This window comes from Alkalihalobacillus sp. TS-13 (assembly GCF_019720915.1).
GTDB lineage: Bacteria > Bacillota > Bacilli > Bacillales > Fictibacillaceae > Pseudalkalibacillus.
The window spans coordinates 3,055,882-3,077,241 of sequence record NZ_JAHKSI010000001.1 but is presented as its reverse complement, the minus strand read 5'-3'; the positions used below and the strand labels follow the sequence as shown (position 1 = coordinate 3,077,241).

Here is a 21,360-nt window from a genome sequence, read left to right as displayed (position 1 = left end):
GAAAACCTGTACATCCACACTAATAATGGAGGATTAATGATGAAAAGAAATATTCGCGATATAGTTGACCAAATGACCCTAGAAGAAAAGGTAGGTATGTGTTCTGGTATAGATTTTTGGCACTTAAAAGGAATCGAGAGACTTGAGGTTCCGTCAATAATGGTAACAGATGGTCCTCATGGATTACGAAAACAGGCCGAAGATGCAGACCATTTAGGATTAAGTAACAGTGTTCCTGCAACTTGTTTTCCATCTGCGGTAGCTTTAGCTAGTTCTTGGAATCGTGAACTTATTGAAAAAGTTGGGATTGCGTTAGGTGAAGAAGCCCAATCGGAAAAAGTTGGTGTATTGCTAGGACCTGGAGCAAACATAAAACGTTCTCCACTGTGTGGAAGAAATTTTGAATATTTCTCTGAAGATCCCTACTTGTCATCAGAAATGGCAGCAAGTCATATTAATGGGGTGCAAAGTCAAGGAGTAGGCACATCCTTAAAACACTTCGCAGCCAATAATCAAGAACATCGTCGCATGTCAACAAATGCATTGATTGATGAACGTACCTTAAGGGAGATTTATCTAGCTAGTTTTGAGAACGCAGTACGAAAGGCACAACCGTGGACAGTTATGTGTTCGTACAATAAAGTGAACGGTGAATTTGCATCAGAAAATAAAACATTGTTGACAGATGTCTTAAGAGAAGAATGGGGTTTTGAGGGCTTCGTAGTTTCGGATTGGGGTGCTGTTAATGAGCGTGTTTCAGGGCTGGAAGCGGGCTTAGAATTAGAGATGCCAGCTAGTTATGGGCTAGGAGCTAATAAAATCTTAGAAGCTGTAAAATATGGAAAGTTACCGGAAGAAAAGCTAGATTTTACAGTAGAAAGATTATTGAGAGTTATCTTTATGATAGTGGATAATCAAAAAGAGAATGCTAGTTATGATCAAGAAGAACATCATCAGCTTGCGAAACAGGTAGCTTATGAAGGGATGGTACTATTAAAGAATGAAGAGAGTACACTTCCACTTGCTAAAGACAGCAAGATTGCTGTAATTGGTGCCTTAGCTAAAAAATCTAGATATCAAGGCGGAGGAAGCTCTCATATTAATCCTACAAAAATTGATGATATTTACGAAGAAATAACAAAGTCTGCTTCTAGCACATCATTTGTGGCCTACGCACAGGGTTACGACCTAAATAGTGACGAGGTAGATGAGCATTTAGTATTGGAAGCAAAAGATGCAGCTATTCAAGCTGGTGCTGCTATTCTCTTTATCGGATTGCCAGATAGATATGAGTCAGAAGGATACGATCGTACCCATTTGCATATACCGGAAAATCAACGTCTTCTCCTTGAAGAAATCTCCAAAGTACAGCCAAATATCATTGTCGTATTAAGTAATGGTGCACCAATTGAAATGCCTTGGTTAAATCAAGCAAAAGCGGTTTTAGAAGGATATCTTGGTGGTCAAGCGCTAGGTGGTGCAATCGCTGATTTGTTATATGGTATTGTAAGTCCAAGTGGGAAATTAGCCGAAACATTTCCAATGAAGTTAAGCGATAACCCGTCTTACTTAAACTTCCCTGGAGAAGGAGATACTGTAGAGTATAAAGAAGGGATATTTGTTGGATACCGCTATTATGATACGAAAGAAATAGAACCGCTTTTTCCATTTGGGTATGGATTGAGTTACACAACTTATGAATATAGTAATCTAAGAGTAAGCAATAAAGACATTCAGGATACAGGTACTATAACTGTGGATCTAACAGTAAAAAATACTGGTGAGATGGCTGGTAAAGAGGTTGTACAGCTTTATGTTAAAGATATAGAAAGTAGTGTTATAAGACCTGAAAAAGAATTAAAAGGCTTTGAAAAGGTTGAGTTACAGCCGGGAGAGGCAAAAGAAGTTTCATTTACATTAGGTAAGAGGGCATTTGCATATTATAATGTCGAATTAAAAGATTGGCATGTAGAAACAGGAGAATTTGAAATTCTAATAGGAAAATCATCTAAAGAGATTATCCTTAAAGATACGGTTACTGTCACATCTACCATTTCTATTGTTCAACCAATTCATAGAAATACAAATGTAGGAGACCTCATAGCAAATCCTAAATTAGCTCCTCTTGCAACTGAATTACTAAAGGAAGCCAACAAAAATAATCCATTACTGGAATCAGCGGTTGATAGTGAAGAACAAGCTGAGATGATGGAAGCTATGATGAAGTACATGCCATTACGTGCAATAGCCAATTTTAGTTCAGGCTCTTTTACTGAAGACATGCTGAAGGAAATGATAAATAAATTAAATGAAGCTAAAGAGATAACTCATAAATTATAAATTATATTAATGATGCAAGTAGTACGCTAATAAAACTCTAGCATTTTCTAGCTGCTAATAAATATATTGGAAAAATGAAACTGATAAGCTGTATTTTAATTCAACTGTCCAATTTAATAGTTGAAGGTAGCGAAGCTCAAGGAGTGGTAGCTTATTAAAAAGATTGATCAGCAAAAGATCACGAGTCTAGTAGCCTATCCACTGAGACGCATATTATACTCGAATTTAGAAAACGGTTCAGTATTTTTTCCTCTATATTTGATCCTACCTTAAAAATGTGATTTAACAAGGTTTTGATCATTTAAGTACAACCTAATAAGGGTAACTATAACAAGCCTGTAACCGTCAGAAACAAATTAAACCAATTTCGCTCTTCGCTCGATAAAATTGAACTCCTTTATTCAGTAGAAAAGAGAACGTTATTTGGAGAGGCGAGCAGGGTAGCATCTTTAGAATGAGACTGATTACTTGATGTGCTTGGCTTACGGACCATTTCCGTAGGGGCTCATGTAAAGTGACTCGCTCCTTAAATTTCTTGATTCGCGTATTTTTTAACCGTTCTGGCATCATTCTCATTCGTTTTGGCTAAATCTTAATATGTACACCCTTTTTGATTGGTTTCTAATCTGATATAAACAATTTGTTCCACTTCTAACATCTCCTAATTACCTCCTGCTGAACGTTGTTGGACCAACGAGGAGTTTAAAGTTATTGAGAGAGGTTGGCAAGTGGATTTTTTATGCCTTCATGTTCGAAGAACACCTACATAAACTGACTGCCATTGCCTACATTTTTAGAATGCCATAAACAATATATTTTTAACTGGTTTATGACTAGGTAATGTTTATAAGTACTGAGCTATTTGGATCTATAAAGGTTCAAGTGATTTCAGCCAATGAAATGTACCACCAATGACATTCTATTTACCACCTAACGCCAACAAATGTACCAGTAAATGACACGCTGTTTACCACTTTGCCTTCTGTATAATTAGTGAGCATACCTTCGGGGTGCCATTTTTTATATAGGAGGTTATTTTTGTGGATAGGTTGATCGTGATGTGGTTTTTGGCTGGTTGTTTCGCGATCGCTGAACCATTGAACGACAACAATAGAGCGATGACAAGGAATACATTCACTGCTTTTCTGTAAATATCGATTCCTCCTAGATGAACAAAAGTGATCAATTCCCTTAACAAACTGACCACCTTTTTAGTTCACCTCCTCTGACTCGTTAACGTTTATATCCCGGTCTGTAGCTTGTCGATTCTCTTTTGATCAAGTTTGCCGGTAAAAGCGTTTCCTGGTAGGGTTCCTCCGAATTCTCCATCCTCCAGAACAATTGGTCCAGTGCTTTCTTTCCGAAGAGCGGGAGATTGATGCCCATCGTTGTGATTCGTGGTGTTGAAAGACGGGACAGCTGTCCATCATCAAAGCTGACGACAGAAGCCTGTTCAGGAACCTGGATGTCTTTCAGCTTCAATCCGGAATTGACAAGGTATCCGAGTCCATCGTTGACACAAAACCAAGCAGTCGGTTGTTCGGATAAGTGTGCGATGTAATTGTTGATCATTTGATCATCCTCTTCCGCATCGCTGAAAATGAATTCTTCCTTCGGCTGGATTCCATAATCTTTCAAAGCCAATTGATACCCTTCTAGACGTTCCTGATAACTCGGTGAAAAATCGATGTTCCCGACAAAGGTGATGTCTTCGTGCCCCAATTCGATCAGATGCTGGACCGCAGTATAAGCACCGAAACGGTTGTTCGTCAAAATCGCATCTGTTTGGATGGTAGGATGATGATGATCGATGAGCACCGTCGGGATACCGGTTGCGATCACTTTATTAATGTAAGCATTGCTGATGTGGGAGAGCACGAGCACCCCATCGACTGATCTGTCTTCAATAAAGGAAGGTAAAATCAATTCATCTCTCGCTTGCTGGCTGACAGATTGGATCAAGAGGGTTTTATCATGCCTGTGAACTTCCCGTTCGACAGATAAATAGATTTCGCCAAAAAAACTTTCCAACGAAAAAGCAAAATCGGAGGCGATGAGGGCGATTTTTCCGGATTCCGATGGTGTATCTGTTGTAGTTGTGATTCTAGGAGTGTATCGGTAACCGAGCTCATCGGCCATCTGATAGATTTGCTTACGGGTTTCTTCGCTTACACCAGGTTTGCCGCTCAGGGCTTGCGAAACAGAATTCTTCGAGATATTCAAACGATCAGCGATATCCTGCATCGTCACGCGTTTTGCCATATGTAAAACAACCTTTCTTCATTCAAGGTATATTTTGTCAAGTTCATAATGTTTAGTAACGTTACAAATTACTATACATATTTTATTGGATTTGATCAATGTTTAATAAAGGCTTTTAGTCATGTGGGTTTGATTTTGTCATTTTTGTTGACATTACAAATCATCCTTGTATAATTACAAACAAGTATTAATTGCATTACAGTCCCTTATAGTCATTTTATCATAATCACTTTTAAAAGCGCTTTCAAAAAGCAGGAATACAGCTATAGAATTTGGAGGAACGTACATGAAGGTAGTTCGATTCGAAGAAAATCCTCTGATTACACCGGCGGATATCAAGCCGTTTCATCAGAACCATGAAGTTATCGGCGCTTTCAATGCAGGTGTTGCAGAATACCAGGGGGAAACGTTATTGCTTTTAAGAGTAGCGGAGCGTCCGATCAGCGAAAACCCGGATATCGTCAAAGCTCCGATCATCGATTTTTCGGAAGATAAAGGGAAACTTAAAATCATTGAGTTGGATGTTCATGATGCTCGCTATGATTTTTACGATCCAAGGACAGTCCTTCATAATGACCCGAAAAACCGGACAGCAGCATACCTCACGTCGCTTTCATATATCCGGATTGCCCGGAGTAAGGACGGCGTCAACTTTACGATTGATGATGAACCGTTCATCTATCCGGAGACGGAGCGTGAAGCCTGGGGAATCGAAGACCCGCGGGTTACGCAGATTGAAGATACCTATTACATCCAATACAGTGCAGTGTCCGCTGAAGGCATCGGTGTCGGGCTGGCTTCGACGAAGGACTTTGTCCGCTATGAACGTCATGGACTGATGCTGCATCCGGAGAACAAGGATGTCGCGATTTTTCCAGAAAAAATCAACGGAAAATACTATACCCTCCATCGTCCGGTGCCAAAAGGAATCGGGAGGCCTGAAATCTGGATCGCAGAATCAGACAACCTCTTATATTGGGGCAATCATCAATATTTATTAGGTTTAAGTGAGGATGGATGGGATAACGGTCGGATCGGTGGCGGAGCGGTTCCGTTCAAAACCGAGAAAGGCTGGCTCGAAATCTATCATGCTGCAGATCAAAATGACCGCTATTGCTTAGGAGCAGTTCTATTAGATTTGGATGACCCGGCGAATGTCCTTGCCAAAACGGACGAACCGATCCTCGTGCCAGAAGCAGATTATGAAAAAGCTGGATTTTTTGGAAACGTTGTCTTTACGTGCGGCGTCACCGTACAGGGGGATAACGTGAGAGTCTATTACGGCGCAGCAGATACATCGATGGCTGCAGCGGATCTTAGTCTGAATGAGATATTTTCCAAACTAAATTATCACAATGTTCTTACAAAAGCGAGGTAATCGTATGGCTTTTACTGTTCCATCTTTATTGGAAGATTATCAGTCTAGTAAACCGGATATCCAGGCGGAGAAAATCACGTTCACGGGTGTCGGGGAGAAGGATGTCTATAACATCACTTCACCTTTTGAGGATGAAGGAGAGCTCGTGATCACCGGCCGTGTAGAAGGGTGTGATACCGAGCATTCCGATGTCGCGTTTTTTGTGGAAGAGAACGGTGTCTGGAAGCCGCGAAAGAATACAAAAACGTTTGCGTTGCAGGATCCCTTTTTTACAAGGATAGCTGGGGAGCTTGTATTCGGAGGCGTCGAGATTTTTCCGCATCCAACAAACGAAGGCGCGCTTTCCTGGCGGACGGTCTTTTACCGTGGTTCTACCATCAACGAACTCGAACGGTTTGCGACCGGACCAAACGGTATGAAAGACATCCGACTGATCGAATTGGAGAGTGGGAAAATCGGCGTTTTCACACGCCCCCAAGGTGAAAAGGGCGGAAGAGGAAAGATCGGTTATACCGAGATTGCTAGCTTAGAAGAACTGACACCTGAGATCATCGATCAAGCGCCTTTGATCGACGTCCATTTTATCGATGAGGAGTGGGGCGGCGCGAATGAAGTCCACTTGCTGAAAAACGAGAAGATCGGTGTGCTCGGCCATATTGCAAAATTTGATGAAAAAGGTGATCGGCATTATTATCCGATGGTGTTCATCTATGAACCTGATACGAATGAAATCAGTGAGATGGAGATCATTGCTACGCGCGCTGATTTTCCAGATGGACCAGCGAAGCGTGATGACCTGCACGATGTATTGTTCAGCGGCGGATTAGTGCGACTGGACAATGGACAAGCAGAACTTTACGCCGGTGTCAGTGATGCCGAAGCTCATAAAGCGATTCTTCCGGATCCTTTTATCAAATACGAAAAAGAATCGATTCGAAAGGGGAAAGAACGATGAAGAACAATTCTTGGATGCGTTTACTCATAGTAATGTTAGCCGTTGCCATGATTGCTTCTGCCTGTCAAAAGCCTGGTGAAGGGAGCAGTGAGGATGGAAAAGTAGAATTCGAATTCTGGTCTGCACCAAACCCGACTCAGCAAGCGTTCTGGTCAGATATGGCGAAAGCATACATGAAAGAAAACGAAAATGTGAAAATCAAAGTGACACCGATGCCGGAAAGCCCTTCTTCTGAAGCAGGGATCCAGTCAGCAATTGCAGCAGGGAACGCACCAGCGATTTCTGAGAACATATCGCGTGGGTTTGCGGCGCAACTATCCGCAAGCAGTGCAATCGTTCCGTTGGAAGAGTTCGATGGGTATGATGAATTGATTAAAAACCGCGAAATGACTGAGACGATGTCGACGTGGAAGTTTGCCGATGACCACCAATATGTGCTGCCGATCTATTCGAATGCGATGTTGTTCGGCTGGAGAATGGATATTTTGAAGGAGCTCGGATATGACGAACCGCCAAAGACATACAGCGAAGTCCTTGAAATGGGCGAGAAGCTGAAAGAGAAGCATCCTGATAAATTCTTATGGGCAAGAGCGGATCTTGTAAAACCGACCTGGTGGGCAAGATGGTTCGACTTCTTCATGATGTACAATGCAGCTTCAAAAGGAAACAACTTTGTCGAAGGTGAAAAGTTCATCGCTGATGACAAAGCCGGCGTCGAGACGCTTGGATTCATGAAAAACTTGAGTGAGAAAGATCTATTGTTGACGCGTGAAGCGACGGATCCATTTGAGACAGGACAAGCTGTGATGATGGATATCGGGCCTTGGACGTTCCCGTATTGGGCGGATAAGTTCCCTGAGATGAAGCAAGGGGAAACCTACGAATTGTCCATGCCGCCTGTACCAGATGGAGTCGATCCTGAGAATGCGAAAACATTCGCCGATACGAAGGGGCTTTCGATTTACGCTTCTGCCTCAAAAGAACAGCAGCAAGCAGCGTTCGATTTCGTCAAGTGGGTCTATTCAGATGCGGAAAATGATTTGACTTGGTTTGAGAAGACGAATCTTCCGCCAGCACGTGATGATCTCTCGACAAATGAAACGTTCGAACAATACTTTGAAGAAAATCCTCAGCTTGTAAAATATGCGGAAAACATTCCGAATGCCGTACCGCCGATTGACAGTGAGAATACCGTTGAAATCCAGGAAGCGATCGGGAAGGATGCGGTGAACCCGGTCATTAAAGGTCAAAAAGAACCGAAAAAAGCATGGGATGATATGAAAAAGTCCATCGACGGGATGTTGAAGTAACATGAACAAAAGCAATGCGAGGTTGGGTTGGCTGTTTGCCAGCCCTTACCTCATCTATTCGGCTATTTTCTTTCTTTTCCCATTGATATGGGCGACCTATCTCGCCTTTACCAATTGGAATTTGATCGCACCTGACTATGAATTCGTCGGCATCCAGAACTTCATAGAAGCCTTTTTCAGTGAAAGTGTCCGCGCGGCTTTTTTCGTCACTTATAAATTCTTATTCATGTTCGTGCCGATTGTCGTGATCGGGTCGTTGTTTCTGGCGATGATCATTCACGCCTTGCCGCGGTTTAAAGGGTTGTATTCAGTCGCGTTCTTCCTGCCTTATTTGGCTTCAGGCGTTGCGTCTGCCATCGTTGTAAACGGAATTTTATCATACAACAGTCCGTTCAACATCTGGCTTCGGGGCACGTTCGGGCTTGACATCAACTGGCTCGGTTCACCGATTCTGGCGCCACTGATCATTGCGCTGATGATGGCGTGGAAGTTTGCCGGGTATTACGCGTTGTTGTTTGTAGCGGGGCTTGAGAGTATTCCGAAAGATGTGTATGAGGCAGCCGCAATCGATGGTGCAGTCGGTTTCAAGCGGTTTTGGAGTGTGACGCTTCCGATGTTGTACCCATCCTTTTATACGGTGACGATCCTTGCTGTAGGCTTGATGTTCGGGATTTTCACCGAGCCTTACGTGCTGACAGGCGGTGGACCGGAGTATGCGACACATACGTGGCAGCTCGAAATCTATCAGCAAGCTTTTGCGAAAATGAATGCAGGGTACGGGACATCGATTGCGGTCATCAATTCGGTCGTGACCTTCGCATCGATCTTTGTATTCCGTAAGATCCTTGAGAAATGGGGTGCGAGACATGGTTGGGAGTAATACGAAGCTGAAAATCACTTTGTTATATATTCTCGCGACGACCGTGTTGCTCATCATGGTGTTTCCGTATCTCTATATGGTGCTAGGTTCACTCGCACCGTGGGATCAGGTCGACCGTAAAATCATCCCGACGGATCTCAGTTTAAAGTCCTATGAGTGGCTGTTTTCAGGAGGAGACGGTAATTTAGCGAGACCGTGGCTCCGCGCGTTTTTTAACAGTGTGTTCGTGACACTGGCGTCGACGATTCTGATGCTCGCGACAGCGATCATGGTCGGTTATGCGCTTGCGAAGTTGAAGTTCCGGGGACGGCATGTGATCAACAACGTGATCCTGTTCCAGATGTTCTATCCTGCAATCATTTTGCTGATCCCTTTGTTCTTGATCGTGAAGTATTTGGGTATGTATGACACGTACTGGGCGATGATTTTACCGAAAGCCGTGAACCTGTGGGCGATCTTCATGTATACGAACTTCTTCCGCAGCTTACCGGATGAGATTATCGAAGCCGCGAAGATCGACGGAGCAAGCCAGCTGAAGATTATCTGGAAGGTCGTCCTGCCGATGTCGAAGTCTGTGACAACGATCATCTTTCTGTTCCTGTTCATGGAGCGTTGGGTCGAGTTGTTATGGGACATGCTTGTCGTGAACAGTGAGAAGATGCTGACGCTGAACGTGTTGTTAGCGCAAATGTTCGGACCATACGGCGGCTACCCAGGACCGATGTACGCAGCATCCGTGTTATTGACACTACCGATCCTAATCCTCTTCATCATCTTCAGTAAAAACTTTAAAGATGGTATGCAGTTCGTATTGAAATAAAACAAGGAGACTCCCACTAGTATAAGGGAGTCTCTTTACATGTGCTGAAGTGATCCGGTATTCGACAGAAGCAGGGGTTACAACAAAAACTGTCATAATCCCTGCTTCCCGTATGATATGAAATGTACAAACAACCACGACTAATCTACTTAAAATAGGTCTAAAACTAGGATGGAAGATTTCCACTTTTATAACTAAGTTTCTTTGAATATACGATGTTCGAACAAACAATACTGACTTCATACAAAAGAATCAAAGGGGTAGTGACCAGTATATGTGATACGATATCGGGCGGTGTGATCATAGCCGCCAGGATCAACAGGCAGATATACGCGTATTTTCTGGATGTTTTTAATTTTGACGGTGTTATGAGCCCTAGGTGGGTGGAAAACATGATGATCAGGGGCAGTTCAAAAACCACCCCAATCGGGAGAATTAAGCGAAACATGAATGAAAAGTACTGGTTAATTCCATAGACCTCTGAAGCTCCGACTCGCTCTGAAAACGAGGTCATAAATTGAAAGACCGTCGGGAATATCAAAAAATAACTGAATAGAATCCCGGTTACGAAAAGGAAAAAAACAAACGGGATATAAAGGAGCGTAACCCTTTGTTCCATTCGGCTCAAACCTGGCGAAACGAATTTCCAGACTTGATACATCGCAAACGGTGTCGTAACGGCTAACGCGATAACAAGGGAGATTTTTAAATAGACATGGAACGCATCGCCGATGGCAAATACGTTCCAATCAATCTTCTGTGAAATAGGAGCTGCTTTGATCTGTTGTAAGACGGGCTCTGCGCAGAGGAACCCGAATAGTAAGGATAGCACAAACACCAACAGGATCCAGATGAAGCGTTTTCTTAACTCGTTTACGTGATGAATCGGTTGATCATGCATACTTTTTTACCCTTTCCTGTGGTCCCCGTTTTTACTTTTCTCCGTTTGGGATGTACCTTCGGTGTCGGAGATAAGATCTCTGGTCGACTTTTTAAACTCTTTCATGGTAAGACCAATAGAACGACCAAGTTCTGGCAATTTATTGGGTCCAAAAAGGATCAAGAAAAGCACCAGGATTAAAATCAGGCTTGGAAAACCGATATTGAAGGGATTCATAATGGAAGCCACCTCCTTAAAATGAAAATTGGACACATCGTTACGTCTTGATATCTTCTACATGGCATTGTCGATTTTTTACAGACAATACGTTCTGAAATAAAAAGAGGGGAGACAGGGCGAAAAATAAATCGCCCATGAGGCGGACATCGATTGGTTGCACTTGAAGAGAAGTGATGCATGCACCAATCAGGATGCCGATCAATAGAGAGTGAAAGATTGTCTCCATTCTTTTTTCGGAAAAGGAATACAAAAAATCAAATGACTTAGTTAAGACAACAAATCCCCAGGTATAGGAAAAGGCAGCAGTAGGGAAATGGTCCAGTGGGTGATCAAAGAGGAAAAAGACGATCACAAACAACCATATGAACAGTCGTCTTCCCCAATTCAGAGGTATAACCATGTTCTTCTCCTCCAAGTCTTTGGATTAGGCGCAGGAGTAGCAAGTCTCTTCCCATCCCGTGCAGCATGTAGAGGCACAAACCGGACACCAGAGTAGGACGCATGGAAGGCACCCGGCCCAGGTCCCACACGCTAGGGTGCAAGGTCCACAACATTGAATCAGACAACTAACGCTCCAAGTTTTGCATTCACTTCCACCGCCATAAGAAAAGTTCTCGATGGTGCAATTGCCACAGGCTGACTGAATGCTGGCATCTTTTACCGGTTCACCGTTCACGATTTGATCAACAAGGGTAATCGTTTCCTTTTCTTCATCCACTTTGTATAAATAGCTCCCTCGACCAAAATGATAAATCGGAATACTTAAGGAATAGTAAACCGAAATATAATTGTCTTTTTGCATAACGAGGGCTAGCATGGTATTGCCATCCTCTAACATGTGGAAGACGCCTTTCACACTTAAAGCATCAATGGAAAGATCTGCTTCCTTAAAAGCGAATGCTTGTTGAACATCTGCCGTTAGATATTTCTGAATTTCCTTGTTGCTCAGTTCCTTTGATTCTTTGATTTTCACCTTGGTTCTCCAGTTTTTAGGTGTCAGTGAATCTGACTCTTCCGTTGTTGCGGCCAGTGTGTTTTTGGTGAATCGTTGAGGAAGGACTGAAGTTAATAGTGGAGATAATAACACACCACCTAGAAGAATCCCCCCTTTTTTGACAAACGAACGTCTTCCCTGGTACTCGAGCGGAGTGAGCGACTTCTTTGTGAACCAGGGGACACCTGCTTCCCGGATCACCTTGGAGATTCGTAATGACTTACGAATACCCAATCCTTTCAGGATATAGGCTTGCATGCGGAGTCCTGTATAGACTTTCGGCGTTTTGTGATCGTTTACTTCAAGAATAGTCGGCTCAAACGCCCAGTTGGGTTTGGCTTGATTCAACAGTTCTTTCACCGCAGGGTTATGGAGGCTTCGGCTCGTCAGCCATCCGTTGCTTTCTTTTTCGATGGAAGTGGCCAGATTGATGCAAACGGAACAATTGGAATCAAAGAGCAAATAACGTTTTTCCATAGGATCACCTCTTAAATTATTTTTTAAAAAACCCCTATCAAGTTGGAATTCCGACTTAAAATCTCGAGATTAAAGGGTAATGATATTGTCCATGTAATCGATTGTATACATTTAAAGAATTTTTAGAGAGCTTTTACAGAGGGTGTATGATTGTGATCTGATTTTATCAATGTAACTTGAGAAAGAATGTTCATTTTTTATCACTCACTTCCTTTTGTAGTGAATTTTCTACTCTTCTTAGAAGTATTTTCAGGTTGTATAAAACAAAGTTAACGATAAATTATTTATCATAAGGGTCAAAAAAAAAAGATCAGGAAATAGGTATTTCATGTTTTTTTGAAAGTATTTTTCATATTTAATCATTGTTTGAAGCCCAGGGTTTACCACTCCTTTTTCAAGTTTTCTTACATAAATTGTAGAGATTCCGATACGATCAGCCAGTTCTTTTTGTGTAAGATTTTGTTTTCTACGTAATTCAATTAAATGTTTGCGTTCCATTTCTTCTCCTTATGATAAATTTTCTATCATTGAACATACTATAGCACGATAAGTTTTTTATCGTCAACGGTATTTTGATAATTATTTTATCTTTTAAAGAAAACGATACATTTTTTATCTATAATATAGAATGTACAATATCTAAATCATTCGATTTATAGTGCTTACCTGAAAGGAATGAACCATATGATGGGTTCACGATTGAAAAAACTTCGAGGAAAAAAGACGCAGGAAGAAATTGCTGTTAAATTAGGAATCTCAAGAGCTCGATATTCTCACTATGAAAATAATAGAGTAGAACCAGATTCAGAATTACTGGGAAGGATAGCAGATATTTTTGGTGTTACTACCGATTATTTACTAGGTCGAACAGATAATCCTACCCCAAATTATAAAGAAAGCGAAAGATACACATGTCAAGATAATGAAAATCTTACCGAAGAAGAAAAGAATTACCTTAAACTTCAGTTAGAAATTTTCCGAAAGATCAAAGAAAAAGATGGGAAAAATCCTGACAAATAAATAAGGGATTGATAAATATAAGAAACGATATAAATACGTTGCCTATTAGAGTGTAGAGAAACCTTGTATTTTTCTGCACTTTTTTTATTATGAAATCGATTAGGATTTTTTAAAACCTGAATATCTTTCCCAAGCAAAGCCAATTCTTCAAAATATTTTCCAACACCACACCCTCCTTTAATGACACTTTCGATCTAATTTATCGACATTTTTTTATAGCTTATAAAGACCAGAAAAACCAAAATTCACTAGGATTTTCTTTCAAAATCAACAAACTTTCTTCACCTGCTCCGATTTTTTTCGTGGGAACTAGGTATGGTTTTCCATTTTACTTCTTGTCAAACAATTGTTCTCAAAGTAGACTAATCAACAATTGAATTGTCTCAACATAGCGAAAAAACGATGTCTTTATCGGTCGCTATTTTGGTTTAATTTTTTGTGAGGTGGTATTTTTACCTAGCATTTAAGATTAATACCATTTGAATCATGTATATCCGAATCTATGAGTTCGCTGTATCAAGTGTCTAAACAATCAGGAGGAAAAGGTGGAACTCCGTATGGTGCTGAAATACACTTCATTAAAACAAAAAGACCTGGATTATTTAACATTTATCCTACGAAATGGCATTGTCACAGCAAAACAAATCCGTGTGAAGTTTGAGGAGCCTACATTGACCCGGGTATATAGCCGGGTTCGGAAGTTGATGGCCAAAGGATTTGTGAAATATGAACGTATTGCACCTAAAGTCGGCGTCTATTATGGTTCACGCGAAGCTCGTGATGTGACAAATGCCGACGTTACGGTTCCATCGAAAGCAACAATATATACCATTCAACATGCCTTATTGATGAATGATCTCCTACTTTATCATGAATTTCTATTTGAGAAAGAAGGGATCGAATTCCAGTATCAAACCGAACGAGAAATACGATTCAAAGCTCTCGGACAAGGCAGTCAACAGAATAGACTGCAGGAATATAACCAGATACGAGATCGTATCCCTGACGCTATCTTTGTCATTAAAAAAAGAGATGGAACACCCATACGTGTTTGGGTTGAGCTGGAATTGAACAAGAAAGATCGCAAGAGGTATGATGAAAAATTTAAACTTTTTGATGATCTATTGTTAAATGGACAGTTTGACCAAATACGATACTTCACCAATCTTGTTCAAATTAAAAATGCAGTCAATAAAGCAAAAAGGAAACTGGTCAATGATTCCAAAGTAGTGGTCAGGGACATCCCGGAAGAGATCTTAAATGATCGATGGGAAGAGGTGAAGTCACGTGGAAAAAACTGAACGGCAAAGTGAAATGGATCAACTCATTGGGGATGTTATGTTATATGCCGTTTCCGCTGTCGTGATCATGAGTTTTATGGTTCCTGCACTTTTCGGAATGATAATTTTTGCTTTCTTATCCTATTTCAAGCGAGGTTGGCTTGTTTACTTGGCAGCTGGTTTAGGGCTGGTCGTACTGATGATTCAATTTTATAAGGGTGCATTGTTTGATTATTTCGGCATTATTTCTAAAATGAACATTCCTTATCTTTCAGCAGGAGTAGAGAAGGTTTTCAATCAAGGAAACCTGATTCATGTAACCCCGGATACTTATTTCAATGTTATAGGGATATCGTTCGTTTTCTCCTTCGTCTATTTCTTGTTTGCAAAGTACCACTGGAAGAAACCTATCGTATCGAAATACGACGAGCATCAAAAACAAAAAACATTGTATCCATATGTGTCATTTCGAAAAAATCGATTAAAGTTTCTTACAAAAGAACAGAAAAAATACCGATCAAGCCACTCCAAGGAATCGTTTATTGGTTATACCGATTTTAAAGAGCGAGTCACCCTGGATCCTTACGAATTGAATTACCATATGCTTGCCCTTGGCGGAACCGGTACTGGAAAAACGACGCTTATCGCTTCGCTGATGGAAGTCGCTTTGCGTAACGGGAAACCTGTTATTTTTCTAGATGGTAAAGGTGAGATAACATCGATGCTTGCATTCAAGGCGCTTGCAGAAGCTTATGGGCGTAATGTCTTTCTTTTTACAGAAAGTGATTCTCTAACCTACAATCCGGTAAAACATGGTACACCTACTGAGGTTCGTGATAAATTGTTAAATCTTTTTGAGTGGAGTGAGCCCTTTTATAAGACCTTCAGTTCCCGATATTTACAGTTGGTTGTGAAGCTCATTGATGAGGTTAAACTTCCCCGAGATCTGCAAACCATATATGATTTGACGTCCATTGCCCTTGTTAACGATCTCTTCAGGGAGCAATATGAAGAGCAGGAAATTGAAGAAGAAATTTTGATTGAGTCCAAACGGACAGAAAAAACAAATCGGCATGAAGATTTAATCTCGGATTTTTTTGAACCGGACGAAGAACAATCAACATCTGCTATTGGAGGAGAGGAGGTCAGGATTCAAAAACGTACAATCAAGGCATTACGAGAAGAATTGAAGAAGATGAAAGAAACGTTTGATATGGATTTTTCAGACAAGGATTCACAACGATGTTTAAGTGGTTTACGGAATCAGTTAGGCGAACTCATCGAATCAGATCTTGGTCATCTTTTTATAGAATCCGATAAGGGGATCGACCTCAAAAAAATAACGGATCAAAACGATGTCGTCATTTTCAGTATCTCTGGAAGCCGTTACCGCGACTATATTCAAAAACTTGGCCGGATGGTGGTCATGGATGTCAACAGTTTAGTCGGTTATCGGCAGGCGGTTGGGAAAAAACCGATATTTACCGTCTACGATGAATTCTCAGCGTATGGGAATGCGGAGATTGTTGATATTGTTAACAAGGCACGATCGGCAGGCTTCGAATGCATTATTTCCACACAATCATTAGCTGATATCGATGCGGTGGATCCTACACTTACAGATCGTATTTTAACAAATTGTAACACCCTTGCTGCAGGTCGTGTGAACGCCTCAAAAGACGCAGAACGGATCGCCGACCTGTTCGGAACCTATTCCGATAATGAAATCACACAACAGGTTGAAAAGCAAAATAACTACCGTCGTATCGAAAAGGATAGAGGAACGGTTCGGCAAGTCGATCGATACCGAGCCCATCCAACCGAGATTAAGAACTTACAGATAGGTGAAATTTTTATTAGCCGAAAAATGAAAGAAGAGAACATAGGAGAGACGTATTTTAGAAGAGTTTATGTACGGAACTCGCTCAATCTGAAGGGAGTGAATGGAAATTAAAAATAGCTTCAGGGAAAATACCGGACAGGTATGGAAGAAAATCTTTAAAGGTGAACGGCGCGTGGTTTCCTCACGATTTAACGCCAGGACTGTATTCACATTTGGATTTTGGGTCGTTTTAATTACCGTGATTTTCTGTTCTTTTCTATCCTATTATCGAACTAGCTTTCTGAATGAGCGTGTTAATGCGTATCAAGATGAAACGCAATCCAAAATCGATAGTCTCAATGAAGTGGGTTTTACGAATTCCCCAGCAGGAGAAACGTTCTCAAAAAACTTCCTCATGACCTACATTAATATTCCGATAGACCCCGAACAACGAGAAAAACGAAACAATACTTTACAACACTATTTAGCAGAAGGTTTAACTCTCGGGGAAATAGAGAATCTTTCAGAATTCAAAGGGGATCGTGCATTAAAGGACATCCATCTTTATGACGTAAAAGATGTTCAGGAGGATTCCGCCAAATATGTCTACCGTATCCGATACCAATTGAGCAATGGTGTTGAGCAAAATAAAAAGGAAGAGGTAAACGGAAAAGACAGTAAAGAGAAAACGGAAACTGAAAAGATAGCTGATAAAGAGAATCCGATCGAGACGATAGAAGTGATGATTGTTGTTCCCATCGGTACAGATGGCCAGTCATTCAATGTGGTTGAGCAGCCTTACTTCCAGGCGGTCCCAGGTGATACCCGTCTTACGGCAATTGAGGATAAAACGGATCCATCAAAGAAAAACACACAAATGGAACAGGAAATGAAACAGTTTGTGACTCAGTTTTTTACATCTTATACCGAGAATACGGTTGATGAAATGGCCTATTTGATGGAAAATCCGGAGAGTTTGAAAGATACATACTCGTATAAGGGTGTTGAAGATTTTATTGTTTATGAAGGTAAAAAGAAGGGTCAATATAAGGTGAAAACCCTCGTTCATCTTAAAGAGGATCAAAGCGGAGTGGTCATGAAACTTCCGTTTACGCTTATCGTTAGCAAGGAAAACAATAAATTTTATGTTCAAAAACTCAAACATACTATAGGAGGTTGATGGAAATGCCCGATATTACAGGTCTTACGGAGTATATCTCTTCTCAGGTTGCTGCGGTCTTGTTCATCATTATGATCGTTATGATCGTACGAGCGTTTATATCACAGCGCTGGAGCATGTTCTTTTCCAGCTTTATTTTTGCGGTCGTGTGTTATGTGATTGTAACGAATCCTGGAGAATTTGAAAGCCTGGCCAATGCGATTTGGAATCAGGTTAAAAGCGGTGGTTTAAATTGAGGTCAGGTGCCTATAACTACCGAAAATTCTTCAAATACCCCTTGAAGATCTGGAAGTTTGGAAAAGGGGATAAATCCCTTGTCTTTTCTAAGGGTATTGAAATAAGACAAATCATCCTGGCAGTGTTTCTATTCGGTTTGTTATTTCCCTTCAGAGAAACCATCAATGAGGTGCTGCCAACTACTTTACAAGTAGCCTTTTATGCGGTGTTTCCTTGGATCATTGCAGGAGCGATCTGTCGAAGTCGATTGGATGGCAAACGGCTGGATCGTTTCTTTATCGGGTATTTCCGCTATTTGTACAATCGGCGATTCAGTTACAGCAGCCATAAGCCTGTTTACCAACCCCAAATGAAGAAAACACAGTCTTACGAGCGAATTGAATAAGGTGGTGGATCCATGTTACAGTTTCCGATTCAATCTTATCAAGAGAACGTCATCTATACCCATGACACGGAAGCCTGGGCGTATTACCGGCTACAAGAAAATACAGTAGGAATCAACGAACAGGAAGCTGAAAACAACCTCGTCAACCGCCTCCAAAGGCTTGCCTGGCAACTGGCCACCTTCGAAGAAATTGACTATAAAATTGTTCCAATTCCCGTTGATATTGATCAACGAATGGATCGCTTGCAGGAGCAGTATGAAGGTAAGTATGCCGAAACTGGACACTATTATACAGAACGAGCCAAAGTGATATTACGTGAGGAAGCCGAAAACGTCGTGGACTATAAGTTTTTCATCGGCGTTAAATTGAAACGGCGAGAGTTGGATGAGAGCCTGATCCATACCGTTTCTTCATCATTCAAGAGTATGAACCGTTATTTACAAAAGCTCGCGGGTTTTAAAGGACATGAGGTTGATGATGTAACGGTCAGTCTGTTCAAAGAATCTGAGGAAGAGGCCTTTATAACCCTTTTGAATTATCTAGGGGCTTATCGGGTGAAGGAAAACGAATTACGTTACATCATCCGTCATCAGTTTGTCAGAGGTCAGGCACAACCAGACGGAGAAGGGAGCCTTTACCCCCTTACGGAAGGGATTCTCGACCCAGGGAAAGCAGGCTATTTACATATCAAACAGTTGGATCAGGAGTCATGGTGTGCTTTTCTCCCTGTCTCTGATTTTCCGATCGATCTCAGTTATAAAGAATGGGCTTACTTTTTCCAATTATATCCATTTACAGTCGAGGTCAATATGCGTACGGTATACAAGAGGAAAAAAGAAGATGAAAATCAAACCAATACGATTAAAAAACGCTTCCGCGATCAGGATGCACAATTGATCGAAGCGAACGAAGACGACGACAGCTTAATCAATACAGGACGTGAGCTGTTGCATGACCTAGAAAATCAAATCAAGAATCAAGGAAAACCTTTGCTCAGAACGCACATTCATTTTGTTGTCTATGGTAAGACAAGAGAAGAAGTACGAAAACGGGCCAGAAGGCTGAAAATGGATTTTAGAGACCAGCAAATTGAGCTTGTGCAGCCGTTAGCCGATCAACTCCTTCTCTTTCATCAATCCTTACCAGGAGCCAACATAGTAGCGGATGATTGGGAACAGATCCTAACGCCTGAATCCTTTGCGGAATCCCTCTTTTCCCTGACACGGAAAGTGGGCAATACGGTAGGTTTTTATCTCGGGAAAAACATTTCGCATGAAGGAGAAAGTGTAGAGGGTTCACAATCTCTTGTCTTCTATCACCCCTTTCTTGCTCACTTAGGTTTGAAGGGTTCCAAGTATTCATCCCCGCATGTCACCATTTCGGGCCCAACTGGAATGGGGAAGTCGTTCCTTTTAAAAGATATCTTACTAAATGCCGTCTTTTTCGGTGCGAAAGTCCTTATGACGGACCCCAAAGATGAAGTTGAAAAGAAGTTCAAACAGGCATTGACCCCTGAACTAGAAGTGACTGCACCCTTTTTTAAAGATCTGATCGAAAGCTTCCACTACATAACATTATCGGGTGAGAAGAAGGATGCCGGAAAGCTTGATCCGCTTACCTTCCTTGACGGCGAAGAGGCTCAGGATGCAGCGGTCGGGGTACTAGAATACCTTTCCGAGCTACAATCCAATGAACGGAATGTGAAAACGGCCATTTACAAGGGTGTGCGCCATGTGATGCAACATGAGCAAAGGCCAGGGCTTTTAAACGTCGTCCGTTACCTGCAAACCTCAGAAGATCGAGATGTTCAAAATGTAGGAGACCTGCTTTATGAGATCGGAACGAACGGCGTTGCGAAACTGATGTTTTCGAACGGGGACGTGGAAGGAATCAGCCTGAATGAACAGGTCAACATCTTACAGATCCAAAACTTGAACCTGCCTGATGAAGGTGAAAAGGCAACGACAAGGGACGAACACATTGCGGTTGCACTCATGCAGCCACTTGCCAAATTCGCAACAAAGTTCGCTCGAGATGATTCCGTCGTGAAGATGACCATCTTTGAAGAGGCATGGATGCTGATGAATACAGGGGCGGGTGACAAACTTATCAACGAATTGTTGCGTACTGGCCGTTCCTTACGATCAGCAGTTTATCTCATTACACAATCCACTTATGAATATAACAAACCACAAATCAAAGAAAACATCGGGACAAAATTTGCGTTCAAAGCGAAGACCACTGAAGAAGCAGGCAATATCATTGAGTTTCTTGGCATGGAGGATAACAAAGCTAATCGGAATCTATTGAAAAACCTGACAGAAGGACAGTGTATTGTGGAGGACATGTACGGACGAACCGCCAAAATACAAACGGACGTCTTGTTTGACGAATGGATTAGCGCCTTCAACACCAAAGAAAACGATCGAGGAAGAGCTGAAACCGAGGAGGCGTTCATTTGATGAAACTATCAATCTTATTATCTACACTACTTGTCCTACTAGCAGGATGCAATCAGGGTCCTTCTCCTGAAGAAATTGCGAAATTGGCCTATGAGTGGGAAAAGGCCAATTTTGATCGAAATTATGATAAAGAACAAGAGTTAATATATGAAAAGGGTTCATTTGAAATTCATAAGACTGCAAAGAAAAAAGATTCAGGCTTACAATACGATGATATTCGTTTTGAAATTTATTATAGCGAAGAATCAGAACAATATTATGTCTTTGCTGATTTCGATAATCCAAATGGTGATAATGCCGTAGAAGACAACATTGTTTTTAGAAAAAAAGCTGATGAATGGAAGGTTGATACAAGTAAAAGCTTGGATATTAACCGCGAAGAAATCAAACAAAAATTTGAACAGGAAGCTTGTATCCACTGCGAATAAGGAGGAATT

The 21,360-nt window shown here is 41.4% G+C and carries 21 protein-coding genes; 14 read left to right on the top strand and 7 right to left on the bottom strand.

Annotated elements, in window-relative coordinates:
• Nucleotides 1-39: 39 nt before the first annotated feature.
• Nucleotides 40-2,340: a glycoside hydrolase family 3 C-terminal domain-containing protein gene (locus KOL94_RS14750; protein WP_221567157.1), complete on the top strand. Its 2,301-nt coding sequence runs from the start codon at nucleotides 40-42 to the stop codon at nucleotides 2,338-2,340.
• 967 nt (nucleotides 2,341-3,307) lie between these two features.
• On the opposite strand, the gene KOL94_RS14745 is transcribed toward KOL94_RS14750, so the two are convergent.
• Both KOL94_RS14745 and KOL94_RS14740 read right to left on the bottom strand, forming a co-directional pair.
• Entirely contained in the window at nucleotides 3,308-3,547 is a 240-nt protein-coding gene (locus KOL94_RS14745; RefSeq protein ID WP_221567156.1) for a hypothetical protein, read from the bottom strand.
• Nucleotides 3,548-3,573: 26 nt separating this feature from the next.
• Nucleotides 3,574-4,602 carry a LacI family DNA-binding transcriptional regulator gene (locus tag KOL94_RS14740; protein ID WP_221567155.1) on the bottom strand — a complete coding sequence of 343 codons (1,029 nt, stop codon included), beginning with the start codon at nucleotides 4,600-4,602 and terminating at the stop codon, nucleotides 3,574-3,576.
• Between the two features lie 286 nt (nucleotides 4,603-4,888).
• Here KOL94_RS14740 and KOL94_RS14735 point away from each other — a divergent pair, with 286 nt between their 5' ends.
• Genes KOL94_RS14735 through KOL94_RS14715 form a run of 5 tightly spaced genes read left to right on the top strand, consistent with a single transcriptional unit; the run spans nucleotide 4,889 to nucleotide 9,945 of the window.
• Entirely contained in the window at nucleotides 4,889-5,980 is a 1,092-nt protein-coding gene (locus tag KOL94_RS14735) for a BtaManbiosPhlase (protein ID WP_221567154.1), read from the top strand.
• 4 nt (nucleotides 5,981-5,984) lie between these two features.
• Nucleotides 5,985-6,935 carry an MTP-1 family protein gene (locus KOL94_RS14730; protein WP_221567153.1) on the top strand — a complete coding sequence of 317 codons (951 nt, stop codon included), beginning with the start codon at nucleotides 5,985-5,987 and terminating at the stop codon, nucleotides 6,933-6,935.
• Entirely contained in the window at nucleotides 6,932-8,245 is a 1,314-nt protein-coding gene (locus tag KOL94_RS14725) for an extracellular solute-binding protein (RefSeq protein WP_221567152.1), read from the top strand. The genes KOL94_RS14730 and KOL94_RS14725 overlap by 4 nt, the downstream gene beginning before the upstream one ends.
• Before the next feature lies 1 nt (nucleotide 8,246).
• A complete protein-coding gene (locus KOL94_RS14720) occupies nucleotides 8,247-9,125 on the top strand; it encodes a carbohydrate ABC transporter permease (protein WP_221567151.1) in 879 nt (292 codons plus the stop codon).
• Complete coding sequence (locus KOL94_RS14715) at nucleotides 9,112-9,945, top strand: carbohydrate ABC transporter permease (protein ID WP_221567150.1); 834 nt, start codon at nucleotides 9,112-9,114, stop codon at nucleotides 9,943-9,945. The genes KOL94_RS14720 and KOL94_RS14715 overlap by 14 nt, the downstream gene beginning before the upstream one ends.
• 166 nt (nucleotides 9,946-10,111) lie before the next feature.
• Here the strand turns inward: KOL94_RS14715 and tatC are convergent, their stop codons facing one another.
• The 5 genes from tatC to KOL94_RS14690 form a co-directional block, all read right to left on the bottom strand.
• The gene (gene tatC / locus KOL94_RS14710; RefSeq protein ID WP_221567149.1) at nucleotides 10,112-10,846 is read right to left on the bottom strand and encodes a twin-arginine translocase subunit TatC; all 735 of its coding nucleotides are present in this window, start codon (nucleotides 10,844-10,846) and stop codon (nucleotides 10,112-10,114) included.
• A gap of 6 nt (nucleotides 10,847-10,852) precedes the next feature.
• Complete coding sequence (gene tatA, locus KOL94_RS14705; protein WP_221567148.1) at nucleotides 10,853-11,062, bottom strand: twin-arginine translocase TatA/TatE family subunit; 210 nt, start codon at nucleotides 11,060-11,062, stop codon at nucleotides 10,853-10,855.
• Between the two features lie 40 nt (nucleotides 11,063-11,102).
• The gene (locus KOL94_RS14700; RefSeq protein ID WP_221567147.1) at nucleotides 11,103-11,465 is read right to left on the bottom strand and encodes a hypothetical protein; all 363 of its coding nucleotides are present in this window, start codon (nucleotides 11,463-11,465) and stop codon (nucleotides 11,103-11,105) included.
• A 24-nt stretch (nucleotides 11,466-11,489) separates the two neighbouring features.
• On the bottom strand, nucleotides 11,490-12,536 hold the full coding sequence (locus KOL94_RS14695) for a hypothetical protein (protein WP_221567146.1): 1,047 nt from the start codon (nucleotides 12,534-12,536) through the stop codon (nucleotides 11,490-11,492).
• Between the two features lie 249 nt (nucleotides 12,537-12,785).
• A complete protein-coding gene (locus tag KOL94_RS14690; protein WP_221567145.1) occupies nucleotides 12,786-13,034 on the bottom strand; it encodes a helix-turn-helix domain-containing protein in 249 nt (82 codons plus the stop codon).
• Nucleotides 13,035-13,220: 186 nt separating this feature from the next.
• Here KOL94_RS14690 and KOL94_RS14685 point away from each other — a divergent pair, with 186 nt between their 5' ends.
• From KOL94_RS14685 to KOL94_RS14650, 8 genes are all read left to right on the top strand, one after another.
• On the top strand, nucleotides 13,221-13,556 hold the full coding sequence (locus KOL94_RS14685) for a helix-turn-helix domain-containing protein (protein WP_221567144.1): 336 nt from the start codon (nucleotides 13,221-13,223) through the stop codon (nucleotides 13,554-13,556).
• 545 nt (nucleotides 13,557-14,101) lie between these two features.
• Entirely contained in the window at nucleotides 14,102-14,857 is a 756-nt protein-coding gene (locus KOL94_RS14680) for a hypothetical protein (protein WP_221567143.1), read from the top strand.
• The gene (locus KOL94_RS14675; RefSeq protein ID WP_221567142.1) at nucleotides 14,844-16,790 is read left to right on the top strand and encodes a type IV secretory system conjugative DNA transfer family protein; all 1,947 of its coding nucleotides are present in this window, start codon (nucleotides 14,844-14,846) and stop codon (nucleotides 16,788-16,790) included. Before KOL94_RS14680 ends, KOL94_RS14675 begins: the two co-directional genes overlap by 14 nt.
• Entirely contained in the window at nucleotides 16,780-17,838 is a 1,059-nt protein-coding gene (locus KOL94_RS14670) for a conjugal transfer protein (RefSeq protein ID WP_221567141.1), read from the top strand. The genes KOL94_RS14675 and KOL94_RS14670 overlap by 11 nt, the downstream gene beginning before the upstream one ends.
• Nucleotides 17,839-17,843: 5 nt before the next feature.
• Nucleotides 17,844-18,074: a hypothetical protein gene (locus KOL94_RS14665; RefSeq protein WP_221567140.1), complete on the top strand. Its 231-nt coding sequence runs from the start codon at nucleotides 17,844-17,846 to the stop codon at nucleotides 18,072-18,074.
• Entirely contained in the window at nucleotides 18,071-18,460 is a 390-nt protein-coding gene (locus tag KOL94_RS14660) for a TcpE family conjugal transfer membrane protein (RefSeq protein WP_260412327.1), read from the top strand. The genes KOL94_RS14665 and KOL94_RS14660 overlap by 4 nt, the downstream gene beginning before the upstream one ends.
• Before the next feature lie 12 nt (nucleotides 18,461-18,472).
• Nucleotides 18,473-20,923, top strand: a complete 2,451-nt coding sequence (locus tag KOL94_RS14655; RefSeq protein WP_221567138.1) for an ATP-binding protein — start codon at nucleotides 18,473-18,475, stop codon at nucleotides 20,921-20,923.
• Nucleotides 20,923-21,351, top strand: coding sequence for a hypothetical protein (locus KOL94_RS14650; protein WP_221567137.1), 429 nt, complete (start codon nucleotides 20,923-20,925; stop codon nucleotides 21,349-21,351). The genes KOL94_RS14655 and KOL94_RS14650 overlap by 1 nt, the downstream gene beginning before the upstream one ends.
• Nucleotides 21,352-21,360 lie beyond the last annotated feature (9 nt).

What these genes read in the sequence shown, in the direction of transcription:
- KOL94_RS14725 (WP_221567152.1), top strand. Translation starts at nt 6,932, where the DNA reads ATGAAGAACAATTCTTGGATGCGTTTACTCATAGTAATGTTAGCCGTT.
- KOL94_RS14650 (WP_221567137.1), top strand. Translation starts at nt 20,923, where the DNA reads ATGAAACTATCAATCTTATTATCTACACTACTTGTCCTACTAGCAGGA.
- KOL94_RS14655 (WP_221567138.1), top strand. Translation starts at nt 18,473, where the DNA reads ATGTTACAGTTTCCGATTCAATCTTATCAAGAGAACGTCATCTATACC.
- KOL94_RS14695 (WP_221567146.1), bottom strand. Translation starts at nt 12,536, where the DNA reads ATGGAAAAACGTTATTTGCTCTTTGATTCCAATTGTTCCGTTTGCATC.
- KOL94_RS14720 (WP_221567151.1), top strand. Translation starts at nt 8,247, where the DNA reads ATGAACAAAAGCAATGCGAGGTTGGGTTGGCTGTTTGCCAGCCCTTAC.
- KOL94_RS14700 (WP_221567147.1), bottom strand. Translation starts at nt 11,465, where the DNA reads ATGGTTATACCTCTGAATTGGGGAAGACGACTGTTCATATGGTTGTTT.
- KOL94_RS14665 (WP_221567140.1), top strand. Translation starts at nt 17,844, where the DNA reads ATGCCCGATATTACAGGTCTTACGGAGTATATCTCTTCTCAGGTTGCT.
- KOL94_RS14730 (WP_221567153.1), top strand. Translation starts at nt 5,985, where the DNA reads ATGGCTTTTACTGTTCCATCTTTATTGGAAGATTATCAGTCTAGTAAA.
- tatA (WP_221567148.1), bottom strand. Translation starts at nt 11,062, where the DNA reads ATGAATCCCTTCAATATCGGTTTTCCAAGCCTGATTTTAATCCTGGTG.
- KOL94_RS14715 (WP_221567150.1), top strand. Translation starts at nt 9,112, where the DNA reads ATGGTTGGGAGTAATACGAAGCTGAAAATCACTTTGTTATATATTCTC.
- tatC (WP_221567149.1), bottom strand. Translation starts at nt 10,846, where the DNA reads ATGCATGATCAACCGATTCATCACGTAAACGAGTTAAGAAAACGCTTC.
- KOL94_RS14685 (WP_221567144.1), top strand. Translation starts at nt 13,221, where the DNA reads ATGATGGGTTCACGATTGAAAAAACTTCGAGGAAAAAAGACGCAGGAA.
- KOL94_RS14750 (WP_221567157.1), top strand. Translation starts at nt 40, where the DNA reads ATGAAAAGAAATATTCGCGATATAGTTGACCAAATGACCCTAGAAGAA.
- KOL94_RS14690 (WP_221567145.1), bottom strand. Translation starts at nt 13,034, where the DNA reads ATGGAACGCAAACATTTAATTGAATTACGTAGAAAACAAAATCTTACA.
- KOL94_RS14735 (WP_221567154.1), top strand. Translation starts at nt 4,889, where the DNA reads ATGAAGGTAGTTCGATTCGAAGAAAATCCTCTGATTACACCGGCGGAT.
- KOL94_RS14670 (WP_221567141.1), top strand. Translation starts at nt 16,780, where the DNA reads ATGGAAATTAAAAATAGCTTCAGGGAAAATACCGGACAGGTATGGAAG.
- KOL94_RS14740 (WP_221567155.1), bottom strand. Translation starts at nt 4,602, where the DNA reads ATGGCAAAACGCGTGACGATGCAGGATATCGCTGATCGTTTGAATATC.